This window comes from Streptomyces sp. NPDC006339 (assembly GCF_040612775.1).
Lineage (GTDB): Bacteria > Actinomycetota > Actinomycetes > Streptomycetales > Streptomycetaceae > Streptomyces.
Genome location: NZ_JBEXQW010000005.1, coordinates 156685 through 180424, shown reverse-complemented (window position 1 = coordinate 180424; position 23740 = coordinate 156685). Strand labels below are relative to the sequence as shown.

Genomic DNA, 23740 nt, shown 5'->3' with positions numbered 1-23740 from the left:
TAGCCCAGTCGGCGGCCGACCGTCCGGAGCCGCCCGCGTCAGGCGCCCGCCGTCCCGAGCCACTCCGGTCGGCGGCCCAGCCTCCGCCGCCGCCCTCGTCGACAGCCCACGGCCCGGTGCCGTCGGCGTCAGCAGCCGACCGTCCGGTGCTGTTCGCGTCGGGATCCCGCCGCCCGGAGCCGCCCCCGGCGGGATCCCATGGCCCGGGCCCGCCCCCGTCGGGCGCCCACCCACCGGCGCCGCCCTCGTCGGCAGCCCAGGACCCCGGCCCGCCCCCGTCGGGCGCCCACCCACCGGCGCCGCCCTCGTCCGCAGCCCACGACCCGGGCCCGCCCCCGTCGGGCGCCCACCCACCGGCGCCGTCCCCGTCCGGCGCCCGCCGTCCTCCGCCCTCCACACCCCGCACCCACTCCCCGCCGCCGCCCCCGGTCGGTGTCGGGCGGGTGGCGGGTGGGTCCGGGGGGTTCTGGGGGGTGGCCCAGGGGTCACGCACGGGGCACCTCCGTGAGCGACCACCAGGCCGCCAGGCCGAGGACGACGGAGGTCAGGACCGTCGAGGGGCCGCCGATGTCGGCGTAGACGAAGTCGATCAACTGCCAGGACAGCAGGCCGATCGCGACCAGCGCGCAGTCCGCGCCGAGCCGGCGCCGGCGGAAGGCCGCGAGCAGCAGGGCCAGCCAGCTACCGGCGAGGGCGAGCAGGCCGATCAGGCCCTGTTCGCTCAGCACGAGCAGGTACATGTTGTGCGGGGACAGCAGCGGCTGCCGGGCGAAGCCCGCGCCGGCGCCGGCCGTGTCGCTGCCGGAGGACAGCGCGAGGGAGGCGTTGGAGTCGCGGTACGCGGGGAAGCCCTTGAGGCCCACGCCGGTCAGCGGCTCCGCGCGCCACATCCGGCCCGCCGCCGCCCACATCGTGTACCGGTCGGTGACCGACTGGTCGGGCGCGGCCGTGACCTGCGTGATGCTGGCGACGCGGTCCTTCACCATCGCCGAGCCGATGCCGAGACCGCCGACGAGGACCACCGCGAGCGCCCCGACGGCGAGCGCGACCCGTCCGGCCCGCCGTAGCCCCGAGAGGAGCAGCAGGATCCCGCACGCCAGGACCGTCGCGATCCACGCGCCCCGGCTGAAGGAGAGGACCAGCGGAAAGAAGAGGAGTCCCGCGCAGACCAGCGCCGCCGTCCGGGCCCGTCCGGGCCGCCCGCCGAGGGCCAGGGCGACGCTGACGACCACCCCGTACGAGACCACCGTCGCCATGCCCATCACATCGGTCGCCCCGAACGTGCCGACCGCCCGGACGTCCTCGCCCTGGTACGACGCACCGGTGCCGGTCAGGTACTGCACCACGCCCACCGCGCCCTGGAGCAGCGCGAGGCCGACCAGCGCCCACGCGACCACCGCGAAGTCCCGCCGGTCGCGGACCGTCAGGAGCACGGCCGCGGGCACGAGCACGAAGACCTGGAGATAGCGGGCGACTCCCGGGAGGCTGGCGCCCGGGTCGTGGGAGGTGATGGCGGCCAGGCAGATACCGAGCACGGGCAGGCCGAGCACGACGGCCGCCGCCCGGGTCAGCGGCCGGGCACCGCTGCGCAGCACCCGCACCAGACACACCAGCACCAGCAGCCCTGACGCGGCGTCGGCGACCGTTCCCGTACCGCCCGTGCCGCCCTCCGCGCCCCCGCCGCCGCCCGGCACCAGGAGCAGCGCGATCACGGCGAGGACCGGGGACAGCGCCCCGGCCCTGCGCGCCGCGTCCCGTACGTCCTGCCGCAAGCCGTACCGCCGCAAGCCGTCCCGGCGTACGCCGTGCGGCCCTATGTCGCGTTCCCGTGCGCCGGGGCCGGTGTCCGGCCCCGGCACGGTCGCCGTCACGGCCGTCGCCATCCTCAGCTTCCCGTCGGTCGCACGAGACCGGCCGCCGTGCGCAGCAGGATGCAGACGTCCTGCCAGAGCGACCAGTGGTCGATGTAGTGGTTGTCGAAGCGGCAGCGGTCCTCGATCGAGGTGTCCCCGCGCAGACCGTGCACCTGGGCGAGCCCGGTCAGCCCCACCGGCATCCGGTGCCGTGCCGCGTAACCGGCGTGGACCCGGCTGAACTGCGCGACGAAATACGGCCGTTCGGGCCGCGGGCCGACCAGGCTCATGTCGCCGCGCAGCACGTTCCAGAGCTGCGGCAGCTCGTCCAGCGAGGTCTTCCGCAGGAAATGCCCGACCGCGCTCATCCGGTGGTCGTCGGCCACGCTCCACCGGGTCGCCGACTCCGTCTCGTCGGCCGGCCGCAGCGTACGGAACTTCAGCAGCGTGAACAGGCGGCCGTTCTGCCCCACCCGCTCCTGCCGGAACAGCACCCCGGGCCCGTCCGCGATCCGCACCGCCAGCGCGCAGACCAGCAGCACCGGCAGCGCGCACGCGAGCGCGGGTGCCGCGAGGGCCACGTCCAGGACCCGCTTCGCGGTGATGCCGCGCCGCTCGCCGGCCGGCACCAGACGCCGGCAGGCGTAGCCCCACAGGTGGTCGCCCATCGCCGCCCCGTCCGGGCCGCCGCCGATCCGCCAGGTGGTGCACCCGTACTGCTGGAACAGCGTCACCAGCCCGTCGTCGTCGGTCAGGAAGACCGCGTCGCGGACCGTGTTCTGGATGACGGCCCGGTGGATCTCCTCGGTCGTGGTGAGCACCGGGAGCCCCGGCCCGTCGTCCGGACGTCCGTCGTCCGCGCGCGCCCCGACGATGCCGACCGGCCGGATGCCGTACTCGGGGTGCTGGGCCAGTGCGGCGGCGAACCGCTGCGCCGGGCCCGGCCCGCCCACCACCAGCGCCGACCGCGGATGCGCCCGCGCCGACCGCCGCCTGCGCGCGTGCACGAGTCCGCGCAGCACGGCCACGGCCCCCACGTGCGCGCCGTACGCGGCGGACAGCCGCAGCGGTCCGAGCGCGAGCCCCGGGGCGTACGCGGCGACCGCGGCGGCGGTCACGCACCAGGCGACGCCGGCGCGGGCGGCCAGCGCGGGCAGGTCGTCCAGGACCCCGGTGAGCACGACCACCGGCCGGTAGAGCCCGGCCCGGCCGTCGAGCAGCACGACGAGGGCGACGACGCACAGGCCCAGCTCCCAGCGGCGGTGCGCTGCGGACAGCAGGCAGACCGCGAGCAGGACGGCGAGCACGTCGGCCGCGACCAGGGGGGCGGCGGCCGGCCGTCCCCGGGCCGGCCGCCGGCGTGGCGGCAGCGCGAGGCGGTCGGTGGCGCCGCGCGGCGGCGCGAGGGAGGTGCGTCCGGGAACGTGGCCCGCGGAGGGCCAGGAACCCGGCGACGGAGGGACGCTGGTGCTTTCCGTAGTCACTGTGCGATCGGCTCTCTGTGCTCCGTGCACCGCACTCCGGCCAGTTCGCGGTAGAGCTCCGCGAAGGCCGCGCCGGTGCGCCGCACATCGAATCTGCTGAGTACGTGCTCGCGGGCCTCCCGGCCCAGCGAGTGCCGCAGTTCGGGCCGGCCCAGAAGGCGGCCGAGCGCCGCGGCGAGCGCCCCGGGGTCCTCGGGCGGGACCAGACACAGCTCCCGGTGGCCGGGCGGCAGGCTCTCCCGGGCCCCGTCCACGTCGCCGACCACCACCGGCCGCCCGGTCGCCATGGCCTCCAGCGGCGCGAGCGCCATGCCCTCCCAGCGGGAGGGCAGCACGACGACGTCGGCGGCCCGGTACCAGGGCGCGGGATCGGCGACGGACCCGGTGAACCGCACCGAGGGCGGCGCGGCGGCCCGCAGCCGCTCCGCGTCGGGTCCGTCCCCGACGAGGACGAGCCGGGCCTCCGGCACCCGCGCGAGCACCTCGGGCCAGGCGGCCAGGAGCACGTCCTGCCCCTTCTGCCGGCACAGCCGCCCGACGCACACGACGAGGGGCCCGCCGGGTTCCCGGTCCCACCCGTCCGCGGGCGTGAACCGGTCCGTGTCCACACCGTTGTGGATCACCGACCAGCGCGCCCGCACGCCGGCCGCCTCGCCGGTGTGCCGCTCGGCCTCGCTGACGCACACGGTCGTGGCCGTCCAGCGGGCGGCCCAGCGCTCCCAGCGCACGGCGAGCGCCGCGGTCGTGCCCTCGACCGCCTCGAAGGACCAGGCGTGCGGCTGATACACCGTCGGCACCCGTCCGCGCAGGGCCAGCCGGGCGCACAGGCCCGCCTTCGCGCTGTGCGCGTGGACCAGCGCGGGCTCCGCGGTACGGATCAGCCGGGCGAGCTCGCGGGTCTCCCGGACCAGGCGCGGGCCGGGTTCGCGGCCGGCCCGCCAGTCGTACGTGTCGGCGCCCTCGGCCCGTACCGCCGCGGCGAGCTCGGTGCCGGGCGGGCAGGCCACGGCCACCCACAGCCCCGCGGCGAGCTGACCGCGGACCAGGTCGGTGACGACCCGGGCGACCCCGCCGTCACCGGGCTGCACGGCGTGCAGGACGTCCGGGCGCGCGTGCGGGCGCACGTCAGCTCCGGCCCTCCGCCCGCCGGACGGCATCCTTCCGGTTCTCGAGGCGGATGTGGAAACGATCGGCCCCATGGCGCAGCGCCCCCCGCAGATCGAAGACGTCGAAGTCGTACTCCAGGGTGTTGCGACGGGCGGGCAGCCGTTCCGTCCGACGTGCCCCCGGTTCCGTGATGCTGGAGTTCATCACGTCGTCCGCCACCAGGCCCCGATGTACGGCATGAACCACTGAATTCCGCATACAGGTTCTCCGCTTTGATGAGAGAAGGAAGGGAAGACCCGTGAAGACCGGGAGAGAGGTGGGTGTCGTCCGCGCGAAATGGATGAACGCGCGAGGGGGCCGGAAGCAACGTTCGGGACCGTTATAACCCCCGAGCCGGGCGATAGTAAGCATGAGATGCCCGGAAACCCTAACTTCCGTATCCGCGTGGCAGGTTCCTCGTTGAGCGTGTTGCGCCATTCTCGGGCCAGTCACTCGAATGACGCTCTTATGGCCCAAAGATCGGTTGAACGTCACCCGTTCGGGAGAGCAACCGATGAATAGCGGCGGCGTTGATGAAGGAGCCGGGCGAAACCGTCCGCGCCGTCCGAGTAGCAAATCGATCGAGGAGACGTTCTCCATGTCCCGTATCGCGAAGGCTGTCGCCCTCTCCGTCGGTGCCGCCGCCACTGTCGCCGGCGCCGCCGGTGTCGCCGCCGCCGATGCCGGTGCCCACGGCGCGGCCGTGCACTCCCCGGGTGTCCTGTCCGGCAACCTGGTCCAGGTCCCCGTCCACATCCCGATCAACGTCTGCGGCAACACCGTGAACGTGATCGGCGCCCTGAACCCGGCGTTCGGCAACACCTGCGTCAACGCCTGATCTCGCACGCGGGACCGTGGTCCCTCCGAGGCCGGTGCGCCGCCCCTGACGGGGTGGCGCACCGGCCTTTCGCCGTCTGCTCACCGTCTCGTCGCCCCCTTGGCATCCGATGTCTCGTTCGGCGCACGCCCGTGCGCCGTCGGGTGCAACGGCGCACGCCCCCGGGAGGAGCAGGTCAGGAGGGTGAATTCACTCGAACGGAGGCGTGGCGCTCAGTAGTTCTGCGGTTGCGGAGCGCTATGGCCGCAGGCACGGTGGCCGAGATGTTGTCCGACGCATAAGGAAAAGGAACACATATGCGTCCCCTGGTCTCACGCCGCCTCACCGCCCTGGCGATAACCGCCGCCCTCAGCCTCGGCACGGCGGGAACCGCCTTCGCCGACGAACACCACCCGTCCCGCCCGGCTCCCCACGCCGGCTCCCGAGCCCCCCTCTCCGACGCCGACACCGAGGCGCTCCGGGCGAGGATCCAGGCCGCCGTCGACGCGGCCGAGGCCGCGACCCCGGGGGCCTCGAAGCCCGCGGTGCCGAGTGCCGTGCCGGCCGCGCCCGCCGATCTGATCGGTGACACGCTGGCGCTCGTCCAGAAGGCGGTGGCGGACCTGCTCGCCGCCGTCACCTCGCTCAATCCGGCCGATGTCGTCGGCACGGTCACCGGCACCCTCACCTCGCTGGTCGACCTGGTGACGGCCACCCTGGGCGCGGGCGGGCTGCCGAAGCCCGAGCTGCCCGGCCTGACGGGCGTGTCCCAGCCGGCGGTCCCGCTGCCGGCGGACACTCCGCCGAAGCTGCCGCAGGCCCCGGAGCTGCCGGCCAAGCCGGCGGCCCCGGAGCTGCCGGAGCTGCCGGAACTGCCGGTCAAGCCGGCGGTGCCGCCGGTCCGCTAGCGGCGCGCGAGCGGTGCGCATCAGGGCCGTGCCCGTCCAGGTCTCCTGGGCGGGCACGGCCCTTTCCCCCGTCCTTCCGGGCATCCGATCGGGAAATAGCACCGGCACTCATCGTTCGGGTGCAGTGTCGAGAAATCCCCGCCGCCGGAGTTTCCGGGCGGCGTACGCCTCGTTACAGAGGGCGTAACGGCGTACAGGAATCGTCCAAGACGCCTGTACGGCAAGCGACTTGCACGCAAAAGGAAGGACTCTCCTCATGAAGCCCACCAAGGTCGCCGCGGCCGTCGCCGGTTCTGTGATGGCCCTGGGCGTCGCCGCGCCCGCGATGGCCGCGGAGTCGATGGTGCCCACCAGCCTGGACGGTGGCCTCGGCTCGCTCACCGGCAGCGGGCTCACGACGGAAGCGCTCAGCAGCACCACGGAAGGCTCCCCGGTCAAGACCGTCACCGACACCGCGACCGCGCTGAACCAGGACGGCGCCGGCGCCTCGCTGCTCGGCGGCCTGCCGCTGGGCGCCGGACCGCTGGGCGGCTGACGGGTATTTCGACGTCTCCGCTGTGCAAGGCCCTGGCGACCTTCCGTGCCAGGGCCACACTTTTGGGCTCTGCTGACTCCGATTGAATGATTTTCGGATTGTCCGCCGTGTGGCCTCGATCCGGGCACCACTCGCGTCCCTACGCTCACGCCATTCCCACGCAGTCGGACGGCGCGGGAACGGCCGGACGGAGTGAGGGGGGATCCTCGCCGGTTTCTCCCTGTCCCAGAGGAAGAGCGGTATGCGATCCATCATCAGCAGGAAATTGCTCACCACCGCGGCGGCGACCGGTCTTCTGTCGCTGACCGGCGGCTTCGCCCTCACCGCGAACACGGCGGCCGCCACGGGCGATTCCCCCGGCCCCGACAGCGGCCAGCACGCGCCGGTGCCCCCGGGTGACGTCTGCGACCACGCGAACCTGGGGGACCTGATCGCCGCGGTGCTCGGCGGCCACTGCCGGCCGGCGCCCCAGCCCGCCGGCGACGAGGACGGCGACGAGCCCGACGGATACGGCGACGAGCCCGACGGTCACTCGTCGACCCCGCCGGACCACACACCGCCCGGCCACCCGACGAAGCCGCCGACGAAGCCGACGAAGCCGCCGACGACGTCGACTCCGCCGACGCATCCGGACGAGCCGGACTGTGAGAACGGCGGGTCGGGTCCGCACTGCGAGCCGACGAAGCCGCCCACGAAGCCGCCGACGAAGCCCCCGACGACATCGACTCCGCCGACGCATCCGGACGAGCCGGACTGCGAGAACGGCGGGTCGGGTCCGCACTGCGAGCCGACGAAGCCGCCCACGAAGCCGCCGACGAAGCCCCCGACGACGTCGACCCCGCCCACGCACCCGGACGAGCCGGACTGCGAGAACGGCGGCACGGGACCGGACTGCGAGCCCACGAAGCCGCCCACGAAGCCCCCGACGACGTCGACCCCGCCCACCAAGCCCGACGAGCCGGGCTGCGAGGGCGACGAGAACGGTCCCGGCTGCGAGGGGCCCGGAGGCACCACCCCGCCCGGCAGCACCACCCCGCCCGGCAGCACCACCCCGCCCGGCAACCCCACTCACCCCGGTAACCCCAGCCACCCCGGTGAGCACCCCCACCTCCCCGACACCGGCGGCGACTCCGCCGCCCTCATGGGAGCCGCCGCGATCAGCGCCGCGCTCCTCATTGGCGGTGGCGTGATGTACCTGCGCGGCGGCCGACTGGTCCGCGGCCGGCACTGACCGCCCCACTGACGCCACGTCAACCCGGGCCCCCGCCCTCACCGGTGGGGGCCCGGTGTTGCTGCACTCAGGGGAATCCCGTCACGAAACACCCCCACAACTCGTTTGCAGGACATGAATCTGCGATCTCACGCCGGCCTGGGCCTGCTCGCCGCCGCCTTCGCGTCCGCCGCCCTGGCGTCCCCCGCCACCGCCGACGCGCCCGTCATCGTGCCGCTCCAGGGCCTCGAGCCGGTGCTCCCGATGGACGCCCCCTCCGTCGCCACGGGCGTCCCCACCCCCATCCCCGGCGCGCCCACCGGCTTCCACGAGGGCACCGGCGGCCTGCCGGACCTCACCCTGCCCCGTATCCCGCTCAGCAGCACCCTGTCGGAGACCGACATCGCGGCCCCGCTGCCCGAGGTCCTCAGGGACAGCGAGCCCGGCACCGCCGCGCTCACCAGCCCGCGCTCCGAGATGAAGGCCGTCACCCCCGGCGCCGTCGTCGGCAACCCGGTGGCCGACCCCCACGGCGCGCCCCTGGGGATGCCGGAGCTCGGTGTCCCGCAGGTCGGCGTCCTCACCCCCGCGCTGAACGGCGCCCTCGACCCCCAGTTGGGCCTCGCGCCGTCCTAGGCCGGGCGCGTCCCGCCACGACGGTCTGTTTGTACGACCGATGTCCCGGCGGGTGAAGACACGATTCTTCCCGCCACCCGAGGGGTCACGGCTCGTTGCACCGGAAGGCTTGTCGCATGGCCGCGGCCCACGGATCACCGTTCGCTCCGTCGTATCCGGCGGCGGGTGGACGGTGGTCCGCGGGCCATCCCTTTCGCTTGCCCGTCCCGTCGGCGCCTGTTCGTCGCGTCGCGCTGCTGTTCGGTTCATTCCCGTTCGGCGCAATGGCCGTGACCTGTATGACATTCCGCCGTTGAAAGGCATACGTGACCGTGATTCTCGCGGTCGCTTTCCACGTTCAAGGAGTTCCTGATGTCTCGCATCGCGAAGGCTGCCGCTGTCATCGCCGGCACCGGTGCCGTTGCCCTCAGCGGAGCCGGCATGGCCGTCGCCGACTCGGGCGCCGAGGCCGTCGCCGCCCACTCGCCCGGTGTCGCCTCCGGCAACGTCGTGCAGGTGCCGGTCCACGTGCCGATCAACCTCTGCGGCAACACCGTCAACATCATCGGCCTGATCAACCCGGCCTTCGGCAACCAGTGCGCGAACGTCGACGGTGGCGACCACCACCGTGACGGCGGCTACGGCGGCTGACCCTCCGCCTCCCCGCAGCACGAAGCGTCCCCCCGGCCCGCACGGGCCGGGGGGACGCTTCATGTGAGGGCGCTCTCGCCCGGGCGCGCGCCCTCGTCGGGGCACGCGCCCTACGCGTACCGGTAGATCGTGCTGTGGTCGAGGAGATCCGCCGGCGTCACGTTCCACGGGCCCATCCGCTCGTGCAGCGCGGCCACCTTGCGGTACTGCGGGTCGCCCAGCGGCGGCGGGTCCTTCGGCAGATAGCCGGCCCCGGGATTGCGGGCCTGCCAGCGCGACCACAGCAGGTCGACGAAGGCGTGGTGCAGCCAGAACACCGGGTCGTTGACCGAGGCGCCGCCCAGCATCAGCCCGCCGACCCAGCGGTGCACCCGGTTGTGCACGCGGAAGCGGTCGTTGCCCGTGCCCTGCGCCCAGCCCTCGAGCCGGTTGCGGAAGCCGGAGCGGCTGGTGGAGTTCCAGGGCGCCGTGTCGTAGACCCGCTCCCGCAGCACCTCCTCCACCTCGGCGGCCGTCGGCAGCGTGATCGGATCGCGCGGACGGCCGAAGTCCCGGCTGAGGAAGCGCTGTTCCGTCATGCCGTGCCGGACGGTCCACCGGCCGCCCGCGTAGGCGAAGGGCCCGGTCATGACCTGGAGGTCGCCGCGCCGGCCGTTGCCGCCGAGGAAGTCCTCGCTCCACAGGGAGGCCGCCGGGGTGTTGTCCCGGGTCCAGTCCCAGTACGGCACGGTCACGGACGGGTCGATCACCCGCAGGGCCCGCTCGAACTCCAGCAGGAACTTGCGGTGCCAGGGCAGGAAGCTCGGGCACATGTGCGCCACCCGCAGCTTGCCCTCGCCGTCGGCGACGTAGTGGTCGATGTGGGTGCGGACGAAGTCGTCGTACTTCCCCGTCCGCTTGAGTTCGAGGACGGCGGAAACGAAGCGCTTCCGCTCGGCGCTCGTGAGATCGCGCTGGTTCTTACGCGTGTACGCCACGGGGGCTCCCTCCCGGGTGGGCGCCGTGGACGGCGGCGTAACGGGTCAGCGGGGCGGGCCCCGCCGCGTCCACGGCGGCGCGGGTGGCCGCCAGCGGTGTGGGGCACGACTCGTAGTGGTCGAGCGGGCTGACGTAGCCGCCGTCGGCGCAGCGCATCAGATGCAGCGGCCGGCCGTCGACGAGGACCACGGGTGCGCCGGACGGTCCCGTACGGCCCTGGATGTGCCGGCCCGCGTACATCTCGTCGAAGGCCGCCGGGTCGAAGGCCGCGGGGTCGACGGGCTCGCGGCCGGACGGTGGCGTGCCGGCGATCCGGGCGAGGGCGCCGCCCGTGAAGGCGGTCACGGCCAACGCGAAAAGGGACCGCAAGGCCGCGCGGCGCGGGACGATCATGAGCGATCTCCTGTCGTCGACGGATGCCCTCTGGGCACAACGAGGAAAAGGCCGGTTCGTTGCGCCGAAATCGCCACGGGACGGAATGTCGGCCGAATGAGTGAATACGGTGAAGGGTGTCCCGCATTCGTCGCCTAGCATCCGGATTCATGACCACTTCCAACGCCGCGTCCCTGGCCCACAGCGCCCATTCGATGGGAACGCTCACCGCCATCTCGTGGATCCTCGGGCCCACCGACGACATGCCCGCCACTCCCTTTCTGATGGTGTATTCGATCGGGGACGGTCTGCACGGCCCCGAGGCCGGCGAGGCGGAGCTCCGGCAGACCCTGGAGGGCATGGGCGTGCCGATCGGCGGCACCGTCGTCGACGCCGGCCAGGACCGCGGGATCGGCGCGCACCTGCTCGTCGAGGCGGAGCGGGCGGTGCTGACGCTGCCGTTCACGAACGCGCAGTGCCCGGTGTCGGCGGAGTGGCAGGCGGCGGCCTACGAGAACGGGCACGCCATTCTGATGGTCCCGGTCGTGCCGTGGCCGGACGGGCAGCCGGGCGTGCCGGTCCCCGAGGACCGCCTGCAGGCGTTCATCACCTCCGACGAGGTCGTGAAGAACGCGGCGCACATCGCCGTGCCGGTCAGCCGGATCCAGGGCTGAGCGGACAGGGGGCGACCTCATGACGGCGGTCAACGTACGGGGCGGAGTGCCGGACGGACGGCGGCAGCGGGAGGCCGGACACGCGGGCGGAGCGGGGATCGGCGCGAGCCGGGCCTTCGCCTGGATGCTCGTCGTGACGGGCGCGGCCGGTGTGCTGGCCGGCTGGGTCATCACGATCGACAAGATCAAGCTGGCCGAGGACCCGGGGTTCCAGCCGGGGTGCAGCCTGAACCCGGTCGTCTCCTGCGGCAACATCATGAAGAGCGAGCAGGCGGCGGTGTTCGGCTTCCCGAACCCGCTGCTCGGTCTCGTCACGTACGCCGCCGTCGTCGCGGTGGGCGTCGGGCTGCTGGCCGGCGCCCGCTACCGGGGCTGGTTCTGGCTCGGGCTCAACGCCGGGATGCTGTTCGGCGTGGGCTTCTGCACGTGGCTGATGCAGCAGTCGCTGTACGAGATCAACTCGCTGTGCCTGTGGTGCTGTCTGGCCTGGTGCGCCACGATCGTCATGTTCTGGTACGTCACCGCGCACAACGTGCGCGCGGGGGTGCTGCCCGCGCCCGCCGCTGTGAAGAGCTTCCTGGGCGACTTCACCTTCGCGCTGCCGGTGCTGCACATCGGGATCATCGGCATGCTGATCCTGACCCGCTGGTGGGAGTTCTGGACCGGCTGACGTGCGCTTCCTCCTCTCCTGGCCGCGGGTGGCACTGGCCGTGCTGCTCGCGGCCGTCCTCGCGTTCCTGCTGCCGTACGAGCGGCTCGCCCCGGGCGACCGGCACACCGGCGGGCGGGTGTCGCCGCCGCGGCCGGACCCGGAGCCGGTGCCGGTGCCGTCGGAGCCGTCGGAGCCGTCGGGCGTGCCGGCGGGTTTCTTCACCGGCTCGGACGAGGCCGGGGTGCGCCGGATCGCGGAGGTGGAGAAGTGGCTGGGCGGGGAGCCGCTGACGGTCGGGCACACCTATCTGCCGGGCGACCGTTGGTCCAACATCGAGGGGCACCCGGCGCTGTTCGAGCCGTGGGCGCGGTGGAAGGAGCGGCGGCCCGGGCGGCTGTTCGTCCTGAACGTGCCGCTGCTCGACCGCAACGAGGAGGGGCTCGGCGACGCGGAGGTGCGGGAGGGCCTGCGGCGCGGAGCGGCCGGGGAGTTCGACCGGCACTTCCGGACCCTGGGCGAGCGGCTCGTGGAGCACCGGCTCGCCGACGCGGTCCTGGTCCTCGGCTGGGAGATGAACGGCACCACGTACGCGCATCGCTGCGGCCCGGACCCGGAGCGCTGGAAGGCGTACTGGCGGCGGGTGGTGGCGGTGCTGCGGGAGGTGCCGGGGCAGCGTTTCCGCTTCGACTTCACGCCGAGCCGGGGGACGGACGCCATCGCCTGGCCGCGCTGCTACCCGGGCGACGACGTCGTGGACATCGTCGGCATGGACGCCTACGACCAGCCCGCGGGGCTGTCGTTCGAGGAGCAGGTGAGCGAGCCGTACGGTCTCGCCTTCCACGCCCGGTTCGCGGCGGCGCACGGCAAGCCGGTGTCGTTCCCGGAGTGGGGGCTGTTCCGCAACGGCGACAACCCGGCGTACGTACGGGGGATGCTCGACTGGTTCGCGCGGCACCGGCCGGTGTACCAGACCTTCACGGACTACTGCCCGCACGGGGTGTGGGCCTGTGCGGACAATCCGGCGTCGGGCGCGGTGGTCAGGGACGCGCTCGGCGCGGGGCGCGGGGCGTCAGACCGGTCTTGAGGGTGTCGACGGTGCGGTCGAGGAGCGCGACGAGGTCGTCGCCGCGGCCGTGCTCGGCCCAGTGGACGGTGGCCTCGCGCAGGGCGCCGAGGACGGCGGCGGTGAAGACCCGTACCTCCAGGTCGTCGGGGGCGCGGCCGGTGCGTTCGGCGACGGCGCCGGAGAGCAGCCGGCCGGTCTCGGCGGTGGTCTCGGTGAGCCGGGCGCGGACGGCGGGGATCTCCACCACGAGGCGGGCCCGCAGCCGGGTCTCCTCCGGCTCGCGGGCGAGGGCGGCGGTGACCGCGTCGAGGACGACGGCCCGCAGCGAGTCGAGCGGGTCCTCTCCGGCGGGCCGGGCGCGCAGCCGCTCGACGAGGAGCTCGTCCTGGTCGTCGGTGAGGAGGATGTCCTCCTTGACGGGGAAGTAGCGGACGACGGTGGAGGGCGAGACCTCGGCCGCCGCGGCGATCCGCTCGACGGTGGTGGCCTCCCAGCCCTCCTCGGCCGCGAGCCGGTAGGTGGCCTTCCGGATCGCGGCGCGGGTCTTGAGCTTCTTGCGCTCGCGCAGCGAGGGGCGTGGCGGTGCGGGGGGCGTGTCGGCGGCCATGGCCGTCATTGTGCCTGGTCAGGCGTGCTGGTAGGCCACCAGCGAGATGCCGACGTAGTGGACGGTGAAGGCGGCCAGGGTGAGGGAGTGGAAGACCTCGTGGAAGCCGAACCAGCGGGGGGAGGGGTTGGGGCGCTTGATGCCGTAGATGACCCCGCCCGCGCTGTAGAGCAGCCCGCCGACGACGACGAGGACGAGCACGGCGATGCCGCCGGCGCGCAGGAAGTCGGGCAGGAAGAAGACGGCGGCCCAGCCCATCGCGATGTAGCAGGGCGTGTACAGCCAGCGGGGGGCGCCGACCCAGAAGACGCGGAAGGCGATGCCGGCCGCGGCCGCGACCCAGACCGCCCACAGGAGCGGCCGGCCGGTGGAATCCGGGAGCAGGAGCAGGGTCAGCGGGGTATACGTGCCCGCGATGATCAGGAAGATGTTGGCGTGGTCGAGGCGCCGCAGCACGGCCTCGCCCCGCGGTCCCCAGTCGCCCCGGTGGTACAGGGCGCTGATGCCGAACAGCAGGCAGGCGGTGAGGACGTAGATGCCGCAGGCGATCCGGGCCCGGGGCGAGTCGGCGAGGGCGACCAGGACGACCCCGGCGACGATCACCGCGGGGAACATTCCGGCGTGCAGCCAGCCTCTGAGTCGCGGTTTCAGCGGGAGCGGCAGCGCCGGGCGCTGCTCCGCGGTGGTGAGGTCCGGTGTGGCTGCAGTCATGTCCCCGCATGCTACCGACGTCGTCGTAAGAAGCGGATATGAGTGGCGATGCTCACGTGTGAGGCCCTCTGGACATATGGGCGCTAGCATCGGATGATCAAATGAGTGCGGTCGGCACCGGATGAGCGCCTACGACGCATCCGGGTCGCAGCCCCCAAGGGGCAGACATCTAAAAACCCCTCTTCAAGGAGCAATCGTGGCGCGCGACAACGCGGCTCCCTCCACCGTCCCCACCCAGCACCAGGAGCTCGTCTCCTGGGTGAACGAGATCGCCGAGATCACCCAGCCCGACCGTGTCGTGTGGTGCGACGGGTCCGAGGCCGAGTACGAGCGCCTGTGCGAGGAGCTCGTCGCCAAGGGGACCTTCAAGAAGCTCGACCCGACCCTGCGCCCGAACTCGTACTACGCCGCCTCCGACCCGACCGACGTCGCGCGCGTCGAGGACCGGACCTTCATCTGCTCCGAGAAGGAGGAGGACGCGGGCCCGACCAACCACTGGAAGGCCCCGGCGGAGATGAAGGAGATCTTCGCGGGCGAGAAGGGCATCTTCCGCGGCTCCATGAAGGGCCGCACGATGTACGTCGTGCCCTTCTGCATGGGCCCGGTCGGCTCGCCGCTCTCCGCCATCGGCGTCGAGATCACCGACTCCGCGTACGTCGCCGTCTCCATGCGCACCATGACCCGCATGGGACAGGCCGTCCTCGACGAGCTCGGCACCGACGGCTTCTTCGTCAAGGCCGTCCACACCCTCGGCGCCCCGCTGGAGGAGGGCCAGGAGGACGTGCCGTGGCCCTGCAACTCCACCAAGTACATCTCGCACTTCCCCGAGAGCCGCGAGATCTGGTCGTACGGCTCCGGCTACGGCGGCAACGCCCTGCTCGGCAAGAAGTGCTACGCCCTGCGCATCGCCTCCGTCATGGCCCGTGACGAGGGCTGGCTCGCCGAGCACATGCTCATCCTCAAGCTGACCCCGCCGTCCGGCGAGTCCAAGTACGTCGCCGCCGCCTTCCCGTCCGCCTGTGGCAAGACCAACCTCGCCATGCTGGAGCCCACGATCTCCGGCTGGACGGTCGAGACCATCGGCGACGACATCGCCTGGATGCGCTTCGGCGAGGACGGCCGCCTCTACGCGATCAACCCCGAGGCCGGCTTCTTCGGCGTCGCGCCCGGCACCGGCGAGCACACCAACGCCAACGCCATGAAGACGCTGTGGGGCAACGCCGTCTTCACCAACGTCGCGCTCACCGACGACAACGACGTGTGGTGGGAGGGCATGACCGAGGACGCCCCGGCGCACCTCACCGACTGGAAGGGCAACGACTGGACGCCCGCGTCCGAGACGCCCGCCGCCCACCCCAACGCCCGCTTCACCGTGCCCGCCTCGCAGTGCCCGATCATCGCGCCCGAGTGGGAGGACCCCAAGGGCGTGCCGATCTCGGCGATCCTCTTCGGCGGCCGCCGCGCCTCCGCCGTCCCGCTGGTCACCGAGTCCTTCGACTGGCAGCACGGCGTCTTCCTCGGCGCCAACGTGGCCTCCGAGAAGACCGCCGCCGCCGAGGGCAAGGTCGGCGAGCTGCGCCGCGACCCGTTCGCCATGCTGCCGTTCTGCGGCTACAACATGGGCGACTACATGGCGCACTGGATCAAGATCGGGCAGGGCGCCGACCAGGCCAAGCTCCCGAAGATCTACTACGTCAACTGGTTCCGCAAGAACGACGAGGGCAGCTTCGTCTGGCCCGGCTTCGGCGAGAACAGCCGCGTCCTGAAGTGGATCGTCGAGCGCCTCGACGGCAAGGCCGACGGCGTCGAGACCCCCATCGGCGTGCTGCCGACCAAGGAGGCCCTGGACCTCGACGGCCTGGACCTGCCCGAGGCCGACCTCGACTTGCTGCTCACCGTCGACAAGGACGTCTGGCGCGAGGAGGCCGCCCTGGTCCCCGCGCACCTGGAGACCTTCGGCGAGCACACCCCGAAGGAGCTGTGGGACGAGCACCGCGCCCTCGTGGAGCGCCTCGGCTAGTCCCCCCGTGACTCGTGGCGGGTTGCCCCGATTTCCGCCCTGACCAGTGGGGTCACGACGGCCCGCCACGACGCATCCGGCCCCCGGAGCCCCCTCACGGCTCCGGGGGCCGGCGCACGTCCACCGGTGCTCGCGCCTCAGCGGCCCCGGTCCTCCAGATAGCGGGTGTGGGTCTGCTGCCGCAGCGCCTCCGCGTCCTGGAGCGCGGCGGCGATCGCGGCCGCCTCCGTGCGCAGCGCCCCCAACTGCCGCTCCAGATGGCGCTCCGGCGACTCCCCGCCCGGCACCACCCGCGCCCACCACCGCGTCCGTACGAACGCGTCGACGGACTCCGGGATGTCCTGCCGCACCGCACGGGCCAGCACCCGCACATGCTCCGGGTCGCTCACCCAGCCCGGTTCGAGCAGCGCCGCCACCAGCGTGTCCAGCTCCGCCAGCCGGGCCTGCGCGGCCGGCGGCAGCTCCACCTCCGCGAGGTAGCCGCGCAGCGTCACCAGGTCCGCCCGCAGCGCGTCGAGCTGGTCGGCCGGCTCCGGGAACTCCGGCGCCGAGGGGCGCTCGGGCGGGGCGATCAGCGCCCCCGCCGCGTACAGGCCCGCCACCACCACGGGCCACAGCACGCCCGCCACACCGGTCAGCGTCAGCACCACCCCGACCAGGCCGCAGACGCAGCCCGCGAGGTTCTTGTCGGACTCCACATACCGCAGCGCACCGCGCAGGGCGCGCAGCACCGTCGGGTTACTGATAGCCACGGATCTCCTCGAAGGCACCGTCCAGGGAACCCCGGCTCGCGTCGAACAGCCTGCCACCGGTGAGGCCCGCGATGTGGTCCAGCTCGGCGCGGTCCGAGTCCCCGAACAGGATCGGGAAGACCGGGGTGCGCTGCCGCTCGGCGGGCAGGGACCGGTAGAAGGCGTCGAAGTCGGCGGCCCGGTCGCCGTCGGTGTTCTCGCCGTCCGTCATCAGCACGATCGAGGTGAACGCGTCACCGGACGGCGAGCCGAGGAAACGGTACGCCTCCCGCAGGCTGGAGTAGATCGCCGTTCCCCCGGAAGCCGTCAGGCCCCGCGCGTCGGCCCGGATCGCGGCCAGGGCCGCCTCGGGCGCCGCCGGGTCGACCGTGTGCGTACGGACCTCACCGGTCTTCACCGACGACCCGAACGGCATCAGCGTCACCTGCTCGCGGTCCCGGAAGTCCCCGGTCAGCTCCGCGAGCGCCGACCTGAGCCGGTCCAGGCGCTCCCCGGCCATGGAGCCGGAGGTGTCGAGGACGTACACCGTGCGGGAGGGCCTGCGCAGGGTGTTGTCGTACGCGTCGAGCAGCCCGTCCGCGACGGCCCGGCTGCCGGGGAACGGGAGCTCGCGGCGCTGGTCCCGGGCGAGCCCGGCGGCCGGGGCGACACCGGCGACGACCGGGCGGCGGAGCGTGGACGCGGTGATCCGGCGCTGGACCTCGGGGCTGCGCAGGTGGGCGGCGAGCCTGCGGGCCGCGTCCTTCGCCTCCGGGCGGGCCGAGGTGAGCAGGGTCAGCGGATAGTCGGCGGTGACGACCCCGTCGGCCGGCCGGATCACCGTCAGCTCGGGGGACGAGGACAGCAGCACCGACTCGTAGTTGATCAGCGCGTCGACGTCGGTGCGCCGCTGGTAGGCGCCGGCCAGCCAGCCGGAGGAGCCCGAGGTGAGCTTCTGCCCGGTGAAGAACTCCTTGAGTTTCGGGGTGGCCGCCCGGACGTCTCGCTCCGTGAGGGCGGCCTGCGCGCCGGAGAGTCCGGAGGCCACCGAGACCAGCGCGGAGAAACCGGAGTTGGAGCGCTTCGGGTCCGTCATCCCGTAGCTGAGCCTTCCGGCGGCGACGGCGCCGTGCACCTGCGACCAGGTGACCTTCGCCGGGTCCCAGCCGAGGCGGGCGACGGCGGCGGGCCGGACGCCGAGCGCGACCGGGGAGGTCATGATCGGCGTCTCGCCGGTGATCCGGCGGGCGGTGTCGGGCCGGAGCCGCAGATAGTCGTTGGAGGAGAGCCACACGGCGTCGTAGGCGCCGTCGGCCTTCCCGGAGGCGATCCGCTCGACGGCCTCCAGGGTGCCGACGTACGTGGGGCGCACGGTGACACCGGTGTCGCGCAGAGCGGAGTCGAGGACGGGCGCCATGTCGGCGAGTTCGGAGGAGGCGAGGACCCGGAGCGTGCCGGGCGCAGGCCGCGGGCCGTTGCCGTCGGTGCGGCCGCCGGCGTCGTCGCCGGCGCAGGAGCCGGCGGTGGCGGTGAGCAGGAGAGTGAGGGCGAGAGCGGCGAGCAGGCGGGGGAGGGGGCGGGTGTGGGGGCGGAGGCGGGGGAGGAGGTGGGGGCGGGGGCCGCTTCGGGCGCCGGTGCGGGTGGGGAGGCGGGTGCCGGGGCGGGGGCGAGTGTCGGGGCGGGGGGTGATCGTCATGCGGGGCCACCGTCCTCCGGCGCGTTCGTGCGGCGGCTGCGCTCCAGGTGGCCGTGGGCCTCCTGGAGTCCTGCCGTCAGGGACTCGACCGTCGCCGCCATCGTCTCCGTCGCCCGCGCCCGGTACGTGTCGATGGCGTCGAGGGTCCGGAAGATCTCCTGGAACGCGGTGCGGAGCGTCTCCGCGCCGACCGCCGGATCCGCCGCGATCCGCTGGACCTCGCCGGCCTGACCGGCCAGCATCTCGGCGTTACCCCGGATCAGGTCCTCGGTCGTCGACCGAAGGACGTTCACCTGCTCGGTGACCTTCCGCTGGTTCTCCAGGGCCGAGGCGAGCATCACCGCGATCCGCAGCGCCGTCAGGGTCGTCGTCGCGGCCCGGTCCACGCCCTTGATCAGCTCGTCGTTGTTGCGCCGGACCACGTCCATCGCCAGGTATCCCTGCGCGCAGACGGCGAGCTGGGTCAGCAGGTCCTGACGCTTCAGCCGGACGGGGAAGAGGACGTCGGCGCGCAGCGCGTCCGCCCGGTCGGGCTCCGGGGTACGGGCGATGCGCTCCTCGACGGCCGAGTCGAGCGCCTCGGTGAGCACCGCGTACTCCTGGAGCCTGCCCATGGTCTCCCACAGCCGGGCCCGCTCCGTCCCCAGGGCCGCGTTGTCGCGCCGCAGTTCGTCCTGGCCGCCGCGCAGGGCGCCGACGATCCGGTCGAGGGTGGCCCGGGAGGAGGCGTAGGCGGCGACGCGGTCGCGCAACCGGTTGCCGCCGGGCAGCCGGGCGAGCAGCCGGCGGGCGCCCTTGCCGGGGGTGTCGCGCGGGTCCAGGTCCTCGACGGTGCGGCGGAGTTCGAGCAGCGAGGAGCCGACCCGGGCCTGGGCGTCGCCGCCGCCCCGGCCGAGCGAGCGGACGGTGCGGTCCAGCATCCGGTCGGACTGCCGGGCGGCGGCCCGCATCTCGCCCGCGCCGAGCGCGGCGATCTCGCCGATGCGGCCGGCGAACTCCGGCGAGCGCGGGTCGAGCCCGGACAGCGAGTCGACGTACTCGGCGGCCCTGCGGGTCATCTCCGCGACGACGGGCGCGTCCAGCGGTACGAGGCCGGTGGCCTGCTCGGGACGGACGGGCGGGACCGGGTCCGGCGGCGTGAGGACGAGCGGCGGCTCGTGGCCGGGTGCGGTCTCACGGGTCGGCGGGCGCGCGTCGAGGGGTGGGTGCGCGTCGACGGGCGGGTGCGCGTCGACGGATGAGTGCGCGTCGGCGGGTGGGCGCTCGTGGGCGGATGGGCGCGCGTCGTGGGGCGGGCGTTCGTGGGCCGGTGTCGTCATGTGGTGTCCCCCTGGTCGCGGGCCCGCAGGGCCATCGCGCGCAGCACCGCGGAGGTGGGCACGGGCGCCTGGCGGACACCGGTCAGCGTCTGGTTCAGATAGCCGGTGTGGCCGGCGGTGGCGGCGGTGAACTCCGCCGCCGCGCCCTGCGGGCGGAATCCGTGCCGGACCGCGAGCTCCCGCAACTCCGGGTCCGTGGACAGGAGTTCACCGAGGGCGCGGCCGGCCTCGGTGAGCGGCACGAGGGTGTGGTCGCTGTTGACGGTGGTGTCCGGGTAGAGGACGACCAGGTCGCCCATGTCCGTCCCGGCGAGCAACTGGGCGGCCACCTGCGACTCGTAGACCAGGACCAGCGGATTGCCGACGCCGCTGACGAAGTCCCGGAACGGCGCGTCCGAGCCGGACTGCTGGGCGCCCTGCACCTGGATGAGCTTGCGCAGCAGCGGCGCGGTGCGGTCCACGGCCGCGCTGTCGCCGGCGACCCGGCCGCCGTCGGCGACGTAGCTCGCGGCGGCGAGGTAGAGGGCGCCCGAGTTGGAGGCGACCGGGTCGGTCGAGGTGATGAAGAGGGTGCCGCGCAGCTCGGCGTGCCGGGCGGAGCCCTTGAGCTGCTGCCAGGTGCGGTCGGCGCGGGCGGCGTCGAGATAGGCGTCCATCCGCAGGGTGCCCGTGCGGCCGCCGGGGCCGAGCTCGGCGAGCCCGTTGTCCGCGAGCACCGTGGCGGCGGCGCTGTGCGCGACGACCACGAGCGGCGAGTAGAAGGGGCGCAGCGGGGCCGAGGTGACCTTCGCCTTGGCCCTGAGCTCGTCGGCGGGCGCCTTGGCTGCGGGGAACGCGAAGTCGTAGCCCGTCAGGGGCAGTTCCTCCATGTCCCAGGACCCGGAGGTGTCCGTCCGTACGGTGAGGCCCTCGGCCGCCAGGGCGCGCACCACCGCCGGGTCGGCGAAGAACTCCGCCTTCTCCGACCCGATCACTCCTCGCACGGTCTTCGTTGCCGTGCCGCTGTCGCCCTTGTCGCCGCCCACCGCGAGGGCGGCGGCCACGCCGCCGAGGAGCAGGACGGCGAGGACGATTCCCAGGATGCGTCTCACGCGGGCAGCGTGCTCCCGGAAACCCACATTCCAGGGGGAGTTGTGTGTACGGGCGGTGAAGCGACGATCCCGGTAGGGAACCGGAGGGGGTGTGCCGGTGGGGCACCGCACGGTGACCGTGGAGTTCCGGGACGAGCGGGTCCGCTGGGGCGAGCGGGTCCGATGGGGCGAGCGGGTCCACCGGGCCGAGCGGGTCCACCCGGCTCGCGGCGCGCGCCGCTTCCCAGCCGGTCCGGCCGGGTGGGTGGCGCCCGGTCCGCGCGGGGTCGTGGCCGCGCGGACCGGGGCCGTCAGGGGGCGCCGACCAGGGGTTCCCCGGCGAGCGCCGCGGTGTGCGCGTCCATGCGCTCGGCGGCGAGGATCGCGGCGGCCGTGTCGGCCCGGGAGGCGGCGACGACCAGGGCGCGGCCCGCCAGGGCGTGCGCCTTGCGGTGCAGCGCTTCGGGCGAGGAGCCGCTCAGGCCGGCGTGGCGGGCCGGCGGCGCACCACGCAGCCGCGCCACCTGCCGGGCGATCAGCTCGCCGGCCTCGGTGTCGCCGAGCTCGTCGGTGACCGCGAGCAGGGCGGAGAGGTGGCCGGCGAGCTGGATGTCCAGCTCTTCCTCGCGGGAGCGGTGCGGGTAGCCGTTCTGGTCGTCGTCGGCCATCCGGTGGACCGACTTCGTGCGGATCGGTTCGTACATGGGGATGGCCTCCTGCGGTAGCTCTGGAGCCATCCTAGCTTAGATTCAATCTAAAGTTGAGCTGCGTCGAGAAGAGGTTCAGTGCTGGGCGTAACCGTCCAGGAAGGTCCCGATCCGGGTCACGGCGTCCGCCAGATCCGTGGCGTTCGGCAGGGTGACGATCCGGAAGTGGTCCGGCTCGTGCCAGTTGAAGCCCGTCCCGTGCACCACCATGATCTTCTCGGCCCGCAGCAGGTCCAGGACCATCTGCCGGTCGTCCTTGATCTTGTAGACGTTCGGGTCGAGGCGCGGGAACAGGTACAGCGCCCCCTTCGGCTTCACGCACGTCACGCCCGGGATCCGCGTCAGCAGCTCGTACGCCGTGTCGCGCTGCTCCAGGAGCCGCCCGCCCGGCAGCACCAGGTCCTCGATCGACTGCCGCCCCTGCAGCGCCGCGGCCACCGCGTGCTGGGCCGGCATGTTGGCGCACAGCCGCATGTTGGCGAGGATGGTCAGCCCCTCGATGTACGAGGAGGCGTGCGCCTTCGGGCCGCAGACCGCGAGCCAGCCGGAGCGGAAGCCCGCCACCCGGTAGTTCTTGCTCATCCCGTTGAAGGTCAGGACCAGCAGGTCCGGGGCGATGGCGGCGGTCGGGGTGTGCGTGGCGCCGTCGTAGAGGATCTTGTCGTAGATCTCGTCCGAGCAGACGACCAGGTTGTGGCGGCGGGCGATCTCGGTGAGGCTCCGCAGCATCTCGTCGTCGTAGACCGCGCCGGTCGGGTTGTTCGGGTTGATGATCACGATCGCCTTGGTCCGATCGGTGATCTTCCGCTCGATGTCGGCCAGGTCGGGCATCCAGTCCGCCTGCTCGTCGCAGCGGTAGTGCACCGCTGTGCCGCCGGCCAGCGACACCGACGCCGTCCACAGCGGATAGTCCGGGGCCGGGACGAGCACCTCGTCGCCGTCGTCGAGCAGCGCCTGCATCGACATCTGGATCAGCTCGGACACCCCGTTGCCGAGGTAGATGTCCTCGACCGACAGGGGGATGCCCTTGGTCTCGTAGTGGCTCATCACCGCGCGCCGGGCGGACAGCAGGCCCTTGGCGTCGCCGTAACCGTGCGCCCCGGCGAGGTTGCGCAGCATGTCCTCGAGGATGGCCGGCGGACACTCGAAGCCGAAGGCGGCCGGGTTGCCGGTGTTGAGCTTGAGGATGCGATGACCCGCAGCTTCCAGCCGCATCGCCTCTTCGAGCACCGGGCCCCGGATTTCGTAACAGACGTTGGCGAGCTTCGTGGACTGGATCACCTGCATGACGAGAGCTTACGGCGGGGGCGGGTGTCGCGCTTCGTGTTTTGGGACACGTCGGGCACCGCCGCCGTGTGACCCACGTCGCTTCCGGCATGTCGTGCTCCCTACAATCACGCCTCGTGAGCCAGTACGAAACGGGGGGCGCCGAGCCTCCGAGACGGCGCCGTCACGCGTCGAAGCGCCGCGGTCCGGGCCCGCTCTGGATGATCGGGAGCGGGGCCGTCGTGGTGGTCGGCGTGCTCGCGGCCGTCACGGCCCTCGACTCCGGGCCGACCGGCCGTGCGCCGGCGGTGGACGGCGGGCACCCCGGCATGCCCGCGCTCATCCAGCCGGGCGCCGGAGCCACCGGCGAGGCGGAGGACGGCGCCCCGACGTCCCCGGGCGACCCGTCCGGCACGGCGAGCGGCTCGCCCACCGCCCCGGCCGGCACCACCGCCACCGGATCCACGCCCGCCGGACCGACTCCCTCCGGCGCCCCTTCCTCCGCCACCCCGTCCGCCGGAACGACCGGAACCGGCGCCGGCAGCGGCTCCGCCGGCTCCACCCAGCACCCGGGGAAGTCGGGCTCCGCCCCCGGCGTCACGAAGAAGCCGCGCTAGGCCGACCGGGAAGCCGGGGTGCGGGCGGGCCGCAG

General features: G+C 73.4%; 25 protein-coding genes. 11 read left to right on the top strand and 14 right to left on the bottom strand.

Annotation, left to right across the window (positions count from 1 at the left end):
• Window positions 1-485: 485 nt before the first annotated feature.
• Genes ABZ135_RS05990 through ABZ135_RS05975 form a run of 4 tightly spaced genes read right to left on the bottom strand, consistent with a single transcriptional unit; the run spans window position 486 to window position 4648 of the window.
• Window positions 486-1883, bottom strand: coding sequence for an O-antigen ligase family protein (locus ABZ135_RS05990; RefSeq protein WP_356692226.1), 1398 nt, complete (start codon window positions 1881-1883; stop codon window positions 486-488).
• Window positions 1884-1885: 2 nt separating this feature from the next.
• Window positions 1886-3337, bottom strand: coding sequence for a sugar transferase (locus ABZ135_RS05985; protein WP_356692224.1), 1452 nt, complete (start codon window positions 3335-3337; stop codon window positions 1886-1888).
• The gene (locus ABZ135_RS05980) at window positions 3334-4494 is read right to left on the bottom strand and encodes a glycosyltransferase (RefSeq protein ID WP_356692222.1); all 1161 of its coding nucleotides are present in this window, start codon (window positions 4492-4494) and stop codon (window positions 3334-3336) included. Before ABZ135_RS05980 ends, ABZ135_RS05985 begins: the two co-directional genes overlap by 4 nt.
• Entirely contained in the window at window positions 4463-4648 is a 186-nt protein-coding gene (locus ABZ135_RS05975; protein ID WP_356692220.1) for a hypothetical protein, read from the bottom strand. Before ABZ135_RS05975 ends, ABZ135_RS05980 begins: the two co-directional genes overlap by 32 nt.
• Before the next feature lie 433 nt (window positions 4649-5081).
• Here ABZ135_RS05975 and ABZ135_RS05970 point away from each other — a divergent pair, with 433 nt between their 5' ends.
• The 6 genes from ABZ135_RS05970 (at window position 5082) to ABZ135_RS05945 (ending at window position 9219) form a co-directional block, all read left to right on the top strand.
• Window positions 5082-5321: a chaplin gene (locus ABZ135_RS05970; RefSeq protein WP_356692218.1), complete on the top strand. Its 240-nt coding sequence runs from the start codon at window positions 5082-5084 to the stop codon at window positions 5319-5321.
• 296 nt (window positions 5322-5617) lie between these two features.
• Entirely contained in the window at window positions 5618-6208 is a 591-nt protein-coding gene (locus tag ABZ135_RS05965; RefSeq protein ID WP_356692216.1) for a hypothetical protein, read from the top strand.
• Window positions 6209-6464: 256 nt separating this feature from the next.
• Window positions 6465-6743, top strand: coding sequence for a hypothetical protein (locus ABZ135_RS05960; protein WP_356692214.1), 279 nt, complete (start codon window positions 6465-6467; stop codon window positions 6741-6743).
• Between the two features lie 241 nt (window positions 6744-6984).
• The gene (locus ABZ135_RS05955; protein WP_356692212.1) at window positions 6985-7974 is read left to right on the top strand and encodes an LPXTG cell wall anchor domain-containing protein; all 990 of its coding nucleotides are present in this window, start codon (window positions 6985-6987) and stop codon (window positions 7972-7974) included.
• Window positions 7975-8088: 114 nt separating this feature from the next.
• Window positions 8089-8589, top strand: coding sequence for a hypothetical protein (locus ABZ135_RS05950; RefSeq protein ID WP_356692210.1), 501 nt, complete (start codon window positions 8089-8091; stop codon window positions 8587-8589).
• A 351-nt stretch (window positions 8590-8940) separates the two neighbouring features.
• Complete coding sequence (locus ABZ135_RS05945; RefSeq protein ID WP_356692208.1) at window positions 8941-9219, top strand: chaplin; 279 nt, start codon at window positions 8941-8943, stop codon at window positions 9217-9219.
• Window positions 9220-9329: 110 nt separating this feature from the next.
• Here the strand turns inward: ABZ135_RS05945 and ABZ135_RS05940 are convergent, their stop codons facing one another.
• Both ABZ135_RS05940 and ABZ135_RS05935 read right to left on the bottom strand, forming a co-directional pair.
• Window positions 9330-10196 carry a tyrosinase family protein gene (locus ABZ135_RS05940; protein ID WP_356692206.1) on the bottom strand — a complete coding sequence of 289 codons (867 nt, stop codon included), beginning with the start codon at window positions 10194-10196 and terminating at the stop codon, window positions 9330-9332.
• The gene (locus ABZ135_RS05935) at window positions 10180-10590 is read right to left on the bottom strand and encodes a tyrosinase family oxidase copper chaperone (RefSeq protein WP_356692204.1); all 411 of its coding nucleotides are present in this window, start codon (window positions 10588-10590) and stop codon (window positions 10180-10182) included. Before ABZ135_RS05935 ends, ABZ135_RS05940 begins: the two co-directional genes overlap by 17 nt.
• A 149-nt stretch (window positions 10591-10739) precedes the next feature.
• Here ABZ135_RS05935 and ABZ135_RS05930 point away from each other — a divergent pair, with 149 nt between their 5' ends.
• From ABZ135_RS05930 to ABZ135_RS05920, 3 genes are read left to right on the top strand one after another with little or no spacing between them, the layout of a single operon-like run.
• Window positions 10740-11243, top strand: coding sequence for a DUF5949 family protein (locus tag ABZ135_RS05930; RefSeq protein ID WP_356692202.1), 504 nt, complete (start codon window positions 10740-10742; stop codon window positions 11241-11243).
• A gap of 19 nt (window positions 11244-11262) precedes the next feature.
• On the top strand, window positions 11263-11913 hold the full coding sequence (locus tag ABZ135_RS05925; protein ID WP_356692200.1) for a vitamin K epoxide reductase family protein: 651 nt from the start codon (window positions 11263-11265) through the stop codon (window positions 11911-11913).
• 1 nt (window position 11914) lies between these two features.
• The gene (locus ABZ135_RS05920; protein WP_356692198.1) at window positions 11915-12979 is read left to right on the top strand and encodes a glycosyl hydrolase; all 1065 of its coding nucleotides are present in this window, start codon (window positions 11915-11917) and stop codon (window positions 12977-12979) included.
• On the opposite strand, the gene ABZ135_RS05915 is transcribed toward ABZ135_RS05920, so the two are convergent.
• Both ABZ135_RS05915 and ABZ135_RS05910 read right to left on the bottom strand, forming a co-directional pair.
• Window positions 12933-13568, bottom strand: coding sequence for a TetR family transcriptional regulator (locus tag ABZ135_RS05915; RefSeq protein ID WP_356692196.1), 636 nt, complete (start codon window positions 13566-13568; stop codon window positions 12933-12935). The two genes, ABZ135_RS05920 and ABZ135_RS05915, sit on opposite strands and share 47 nt — an antisense overlap.
• Window positions 13569-13586: 18 nt before the next feature.
• The gene (locus tag ABZ135_RS05910) at window positions 13587-14279 is read right to left on the bottom strand and encodes a hemolysin III family protein (protein WP_356692194.1); all 693 of its coding nucleotides are present in this window, start codon (window positions 14277-14279) and stop codon (window positions 13587-13589) included.
• Window positions 14280-14475: 196 nt separating this feature from the next.
• Between ABZ135_RS05910 and ABZ135_RS05905 the strand changes: the two genes are divergently transcribed.
• Entirely contained in the window at window positions 14476-16299 is a 1824-nt protein-coding gene (locus ABZ135_RS05905; protein ID WP_356692192.1) for a phosphoenolpyruvate carboxykinase (GTP), read from the top strand.
• A gap of 137 nt (window positions 16300-16436) precedes the next feature.
• Here the strand turns inward: ABZ135_RS05905 and ABZ135_RS05900 are convergent, their stop codons facing one another.
• The 6 genes from ABZ135_RS05900 to ABZ135_RS05875 all read right to left on the bottom strand — a co-directional run bounded on the left by ABZ135_RS05900 (window position 16437) and on the right by ABZ135_RS05875 (window position 23109).
• Window positions 16437-17051, bottom strand: coding sequence for a hypothetical protein (locus tag ABZ135_RS05900; RefSeq protein WP_356692190.1), 615 nt, complete (start codon window positions 17049-17051; stop codon window positions 16437-16439).
• Window positions 17038-18726 (bottom strand): VWA domain-containing protein, encoded by a 1689-nt coding sequence (locus ABZ135_RS05895; RefSeq protein WP_356692188.1) that lies wholly within the window; start codon window positions 18724-18726, stop codon window positions 17038-17040. The genes ABZ135_RS05900 and ABZ135_RS05895 overlap by 14 nt, the downstream gene beginning before the upstream one ends.
• Window positions 18723-20045 carry a toxic anion resistance protein gene (locus tag ABZ135_RS05890; RefSeq protein WP_356692186.1) on the bottom strand — a complete coding sequence of 441 codons (1323 nt, stop codon included), beginning with the start codon at window positions 20043-20045 and terminating at the stop codon, window positions 18723-18725. The genes ABZ135_RS05895 and ABZ135_RS05890 overlap by 4 nt, the downstream gene beginning before the upstream one ends.
• Window positions 20042-21163, bottom strand: a complete 1122-nt coding sequence (locus ABZ135_RS05885; protein ID WP_356692184.1) for a hypothetical protein — start codon at window positions 21161-21163, stop codon at window positions 20042-20044. Before ABZ135_RS05885 ends, ABZ135_RS05890 begins: the two co-directional genes overlap by 4 nt.
• 263 nt (window positions 21164-21426) lie before the next feature.
• On the bottom strand, window positions 21427-21819 hold the full coding sequence (locus ABZ135_RS05880) for a hypothetical protein (protein ID WP_356692182.1): 393 nt from the start codon (window positions 21817-21819) through the stop codon (window positions 21427-21429).
• 78 nt (window positions 21820-21897) lie between these two features.
• The gene (locus tag ABZ135_RS05875; protein WP_356692180.1) at window positions 21898-23109 is read right to left on the bottom strand and encodes a pyridoxal phosphate-dependent aminotransferase; all 1212 of its coding nucleotides are present in this window, start codon (window positions 23107-23109) and stop codon (window positions 21898-21900) included.
• A 116-nt stretch (window positions 23110-23225) separates the two neighbouring features.
• Between ABZ135_RS05875 and ABZ135_RS05870 the strand changes: the two genes are divergently transcribed.
• Entirely contained in the window at window positions 23226-23705 is a 480-nt protein-coding gene (locus tag ABZ135_RS05870; protein WP_356692178.1) for a hypothetical protein, read from the top strand.
• Window positions 23706-23740: the final 35 nt, after the last annotated feature.

Bases quoted from the DNA above. Each gene is read 5' to 3' on its own strand.
- ABZ135_RS05990 (WP_356692226.1), bottom strand. From the start codon at position 1,883: ATGGCGACGGCCGTGACGGCGACCGTGCCGGGGCCGGACACCGGCCCC.
- ABZ135_RS05980 (WP_356692222.1), bottom strand. From the start codon at position 4,494: ATGCCGTCCGGCGGGCGGAGGGCCGGAGCTGACGTGCGCCCGCACGCG.
- ABZ135_RS05975 (WP_356692220.1), bottom strand. From the start codon at position 4,648: ATGAACTCCAGCATCACGGAACCGGGGGCACGTCGGACGGAACGGCTG.
- ABZ135_RS05970 (WP_356692218.1), top strand. From the start codon at position 5,082: ATGTCCCGTATCGCGAAGGCTGTCGCCCTCTCCGTCGGTGCCGCCGCC.
- ABZ135_RS05965 (WP_356692216.1), top strand. From the start codon at position 5,618: ATGCGTCCCCTGGTCTCACGCCGCCTCACCGCCCTGGCGATAACCGCC.
- ABZ135_RS05960 (WP_356692214.1), top strand. From the start codon at position 6,465: ATGAAGCCCACCAAGGTCGCCGCGGCCGTCGCCGGTTCTGTGATGGCC.
- ABZ135_RS05955 (WP_356692212.1), top strand. From the start codon at position 6,985: ATGCGATCCATCATCAGCAGGAAATTGCTCACCACCGCGGCGGCGACC.
- ABZ135_RS05950 (WP_356692210.1), top strand. From the start codon at position 8,089: ATGAATCTGCGATCTCACGCCGGCCTGGGCCTGCTCGCCGCCGCCTTC.
- ABZ135_RS05945 (WP_356692208.1), top strand. From the start codon at position 8,941: ATGTCTCGCATCGCGAAGGCTGCCGCTGTCATCGCCGGCACCGGTGCC.
- ABZ135_RS05935 (WP_356692204.1), bottom strand. From the start codon at position 10,590: ATGATCGTCCCGCGCCGCGCGGCCTTGCGGTCCCTTTTCGCGTTGGCC.
- ABZ135_RS05930 (WP_356692202.1), top strand. From the start codon at position 10,740: ATGACCACTTCCAACGCCGCGTCCCTGGCCCACAGCGCCCATTCGATG.
- ABZ135_RS05925 (WP_356692200.1), top strand. From the start codon at position 11,263: ATGACGGCGGTCAACGTACGGGGCGGAGTGCCGGACGGACGGCGGCAG.
- ABZ135_RS05915 (WP_356692196.1), bottom strand. From the start codon at position 13,568: ATGGCCGCCGACACGCCCCCCGCACCGCCACGCCCCTCGCTGCGCGAG.
- ABZ135_RS05910 (WP_356692194.1), bottom strand. From the start codon at position 14,279: ATGACTGCAGCCACACCGGACCTCACCACCGCGGAGCAGCGCCCGGCG.
- ABZ135_RS05895 (WP_356692188.1), bottom strand. From the start codon at position 18,726: ATGACGATCACCCCCCGCCCCGACACTCGCCCCCGCCCCGGCACCCGC.
- ABZ135_RS05890 (WP_356692186.1), bottom strand. From the start codon at position 20,045: ATGACGACACCGGCCCACGAACGCCCGCCCCACGACGCGCGCCCATCC.
- ABZ135_RS05880 (WP_356692182.1), bottom strand. From the start codon at position 21,819: ATGTACGAACCGATCCGCACGAAGTCGGTCCACCGGATGGCCGACGAC.
- ABZ135_RS05875 (WP_356692180.1), bottom strand. From the start codon at position 23,109: ATGCAGGTGATCCAGTCCACGAAGCTCGCCAACGTCTGTTACGAAATC.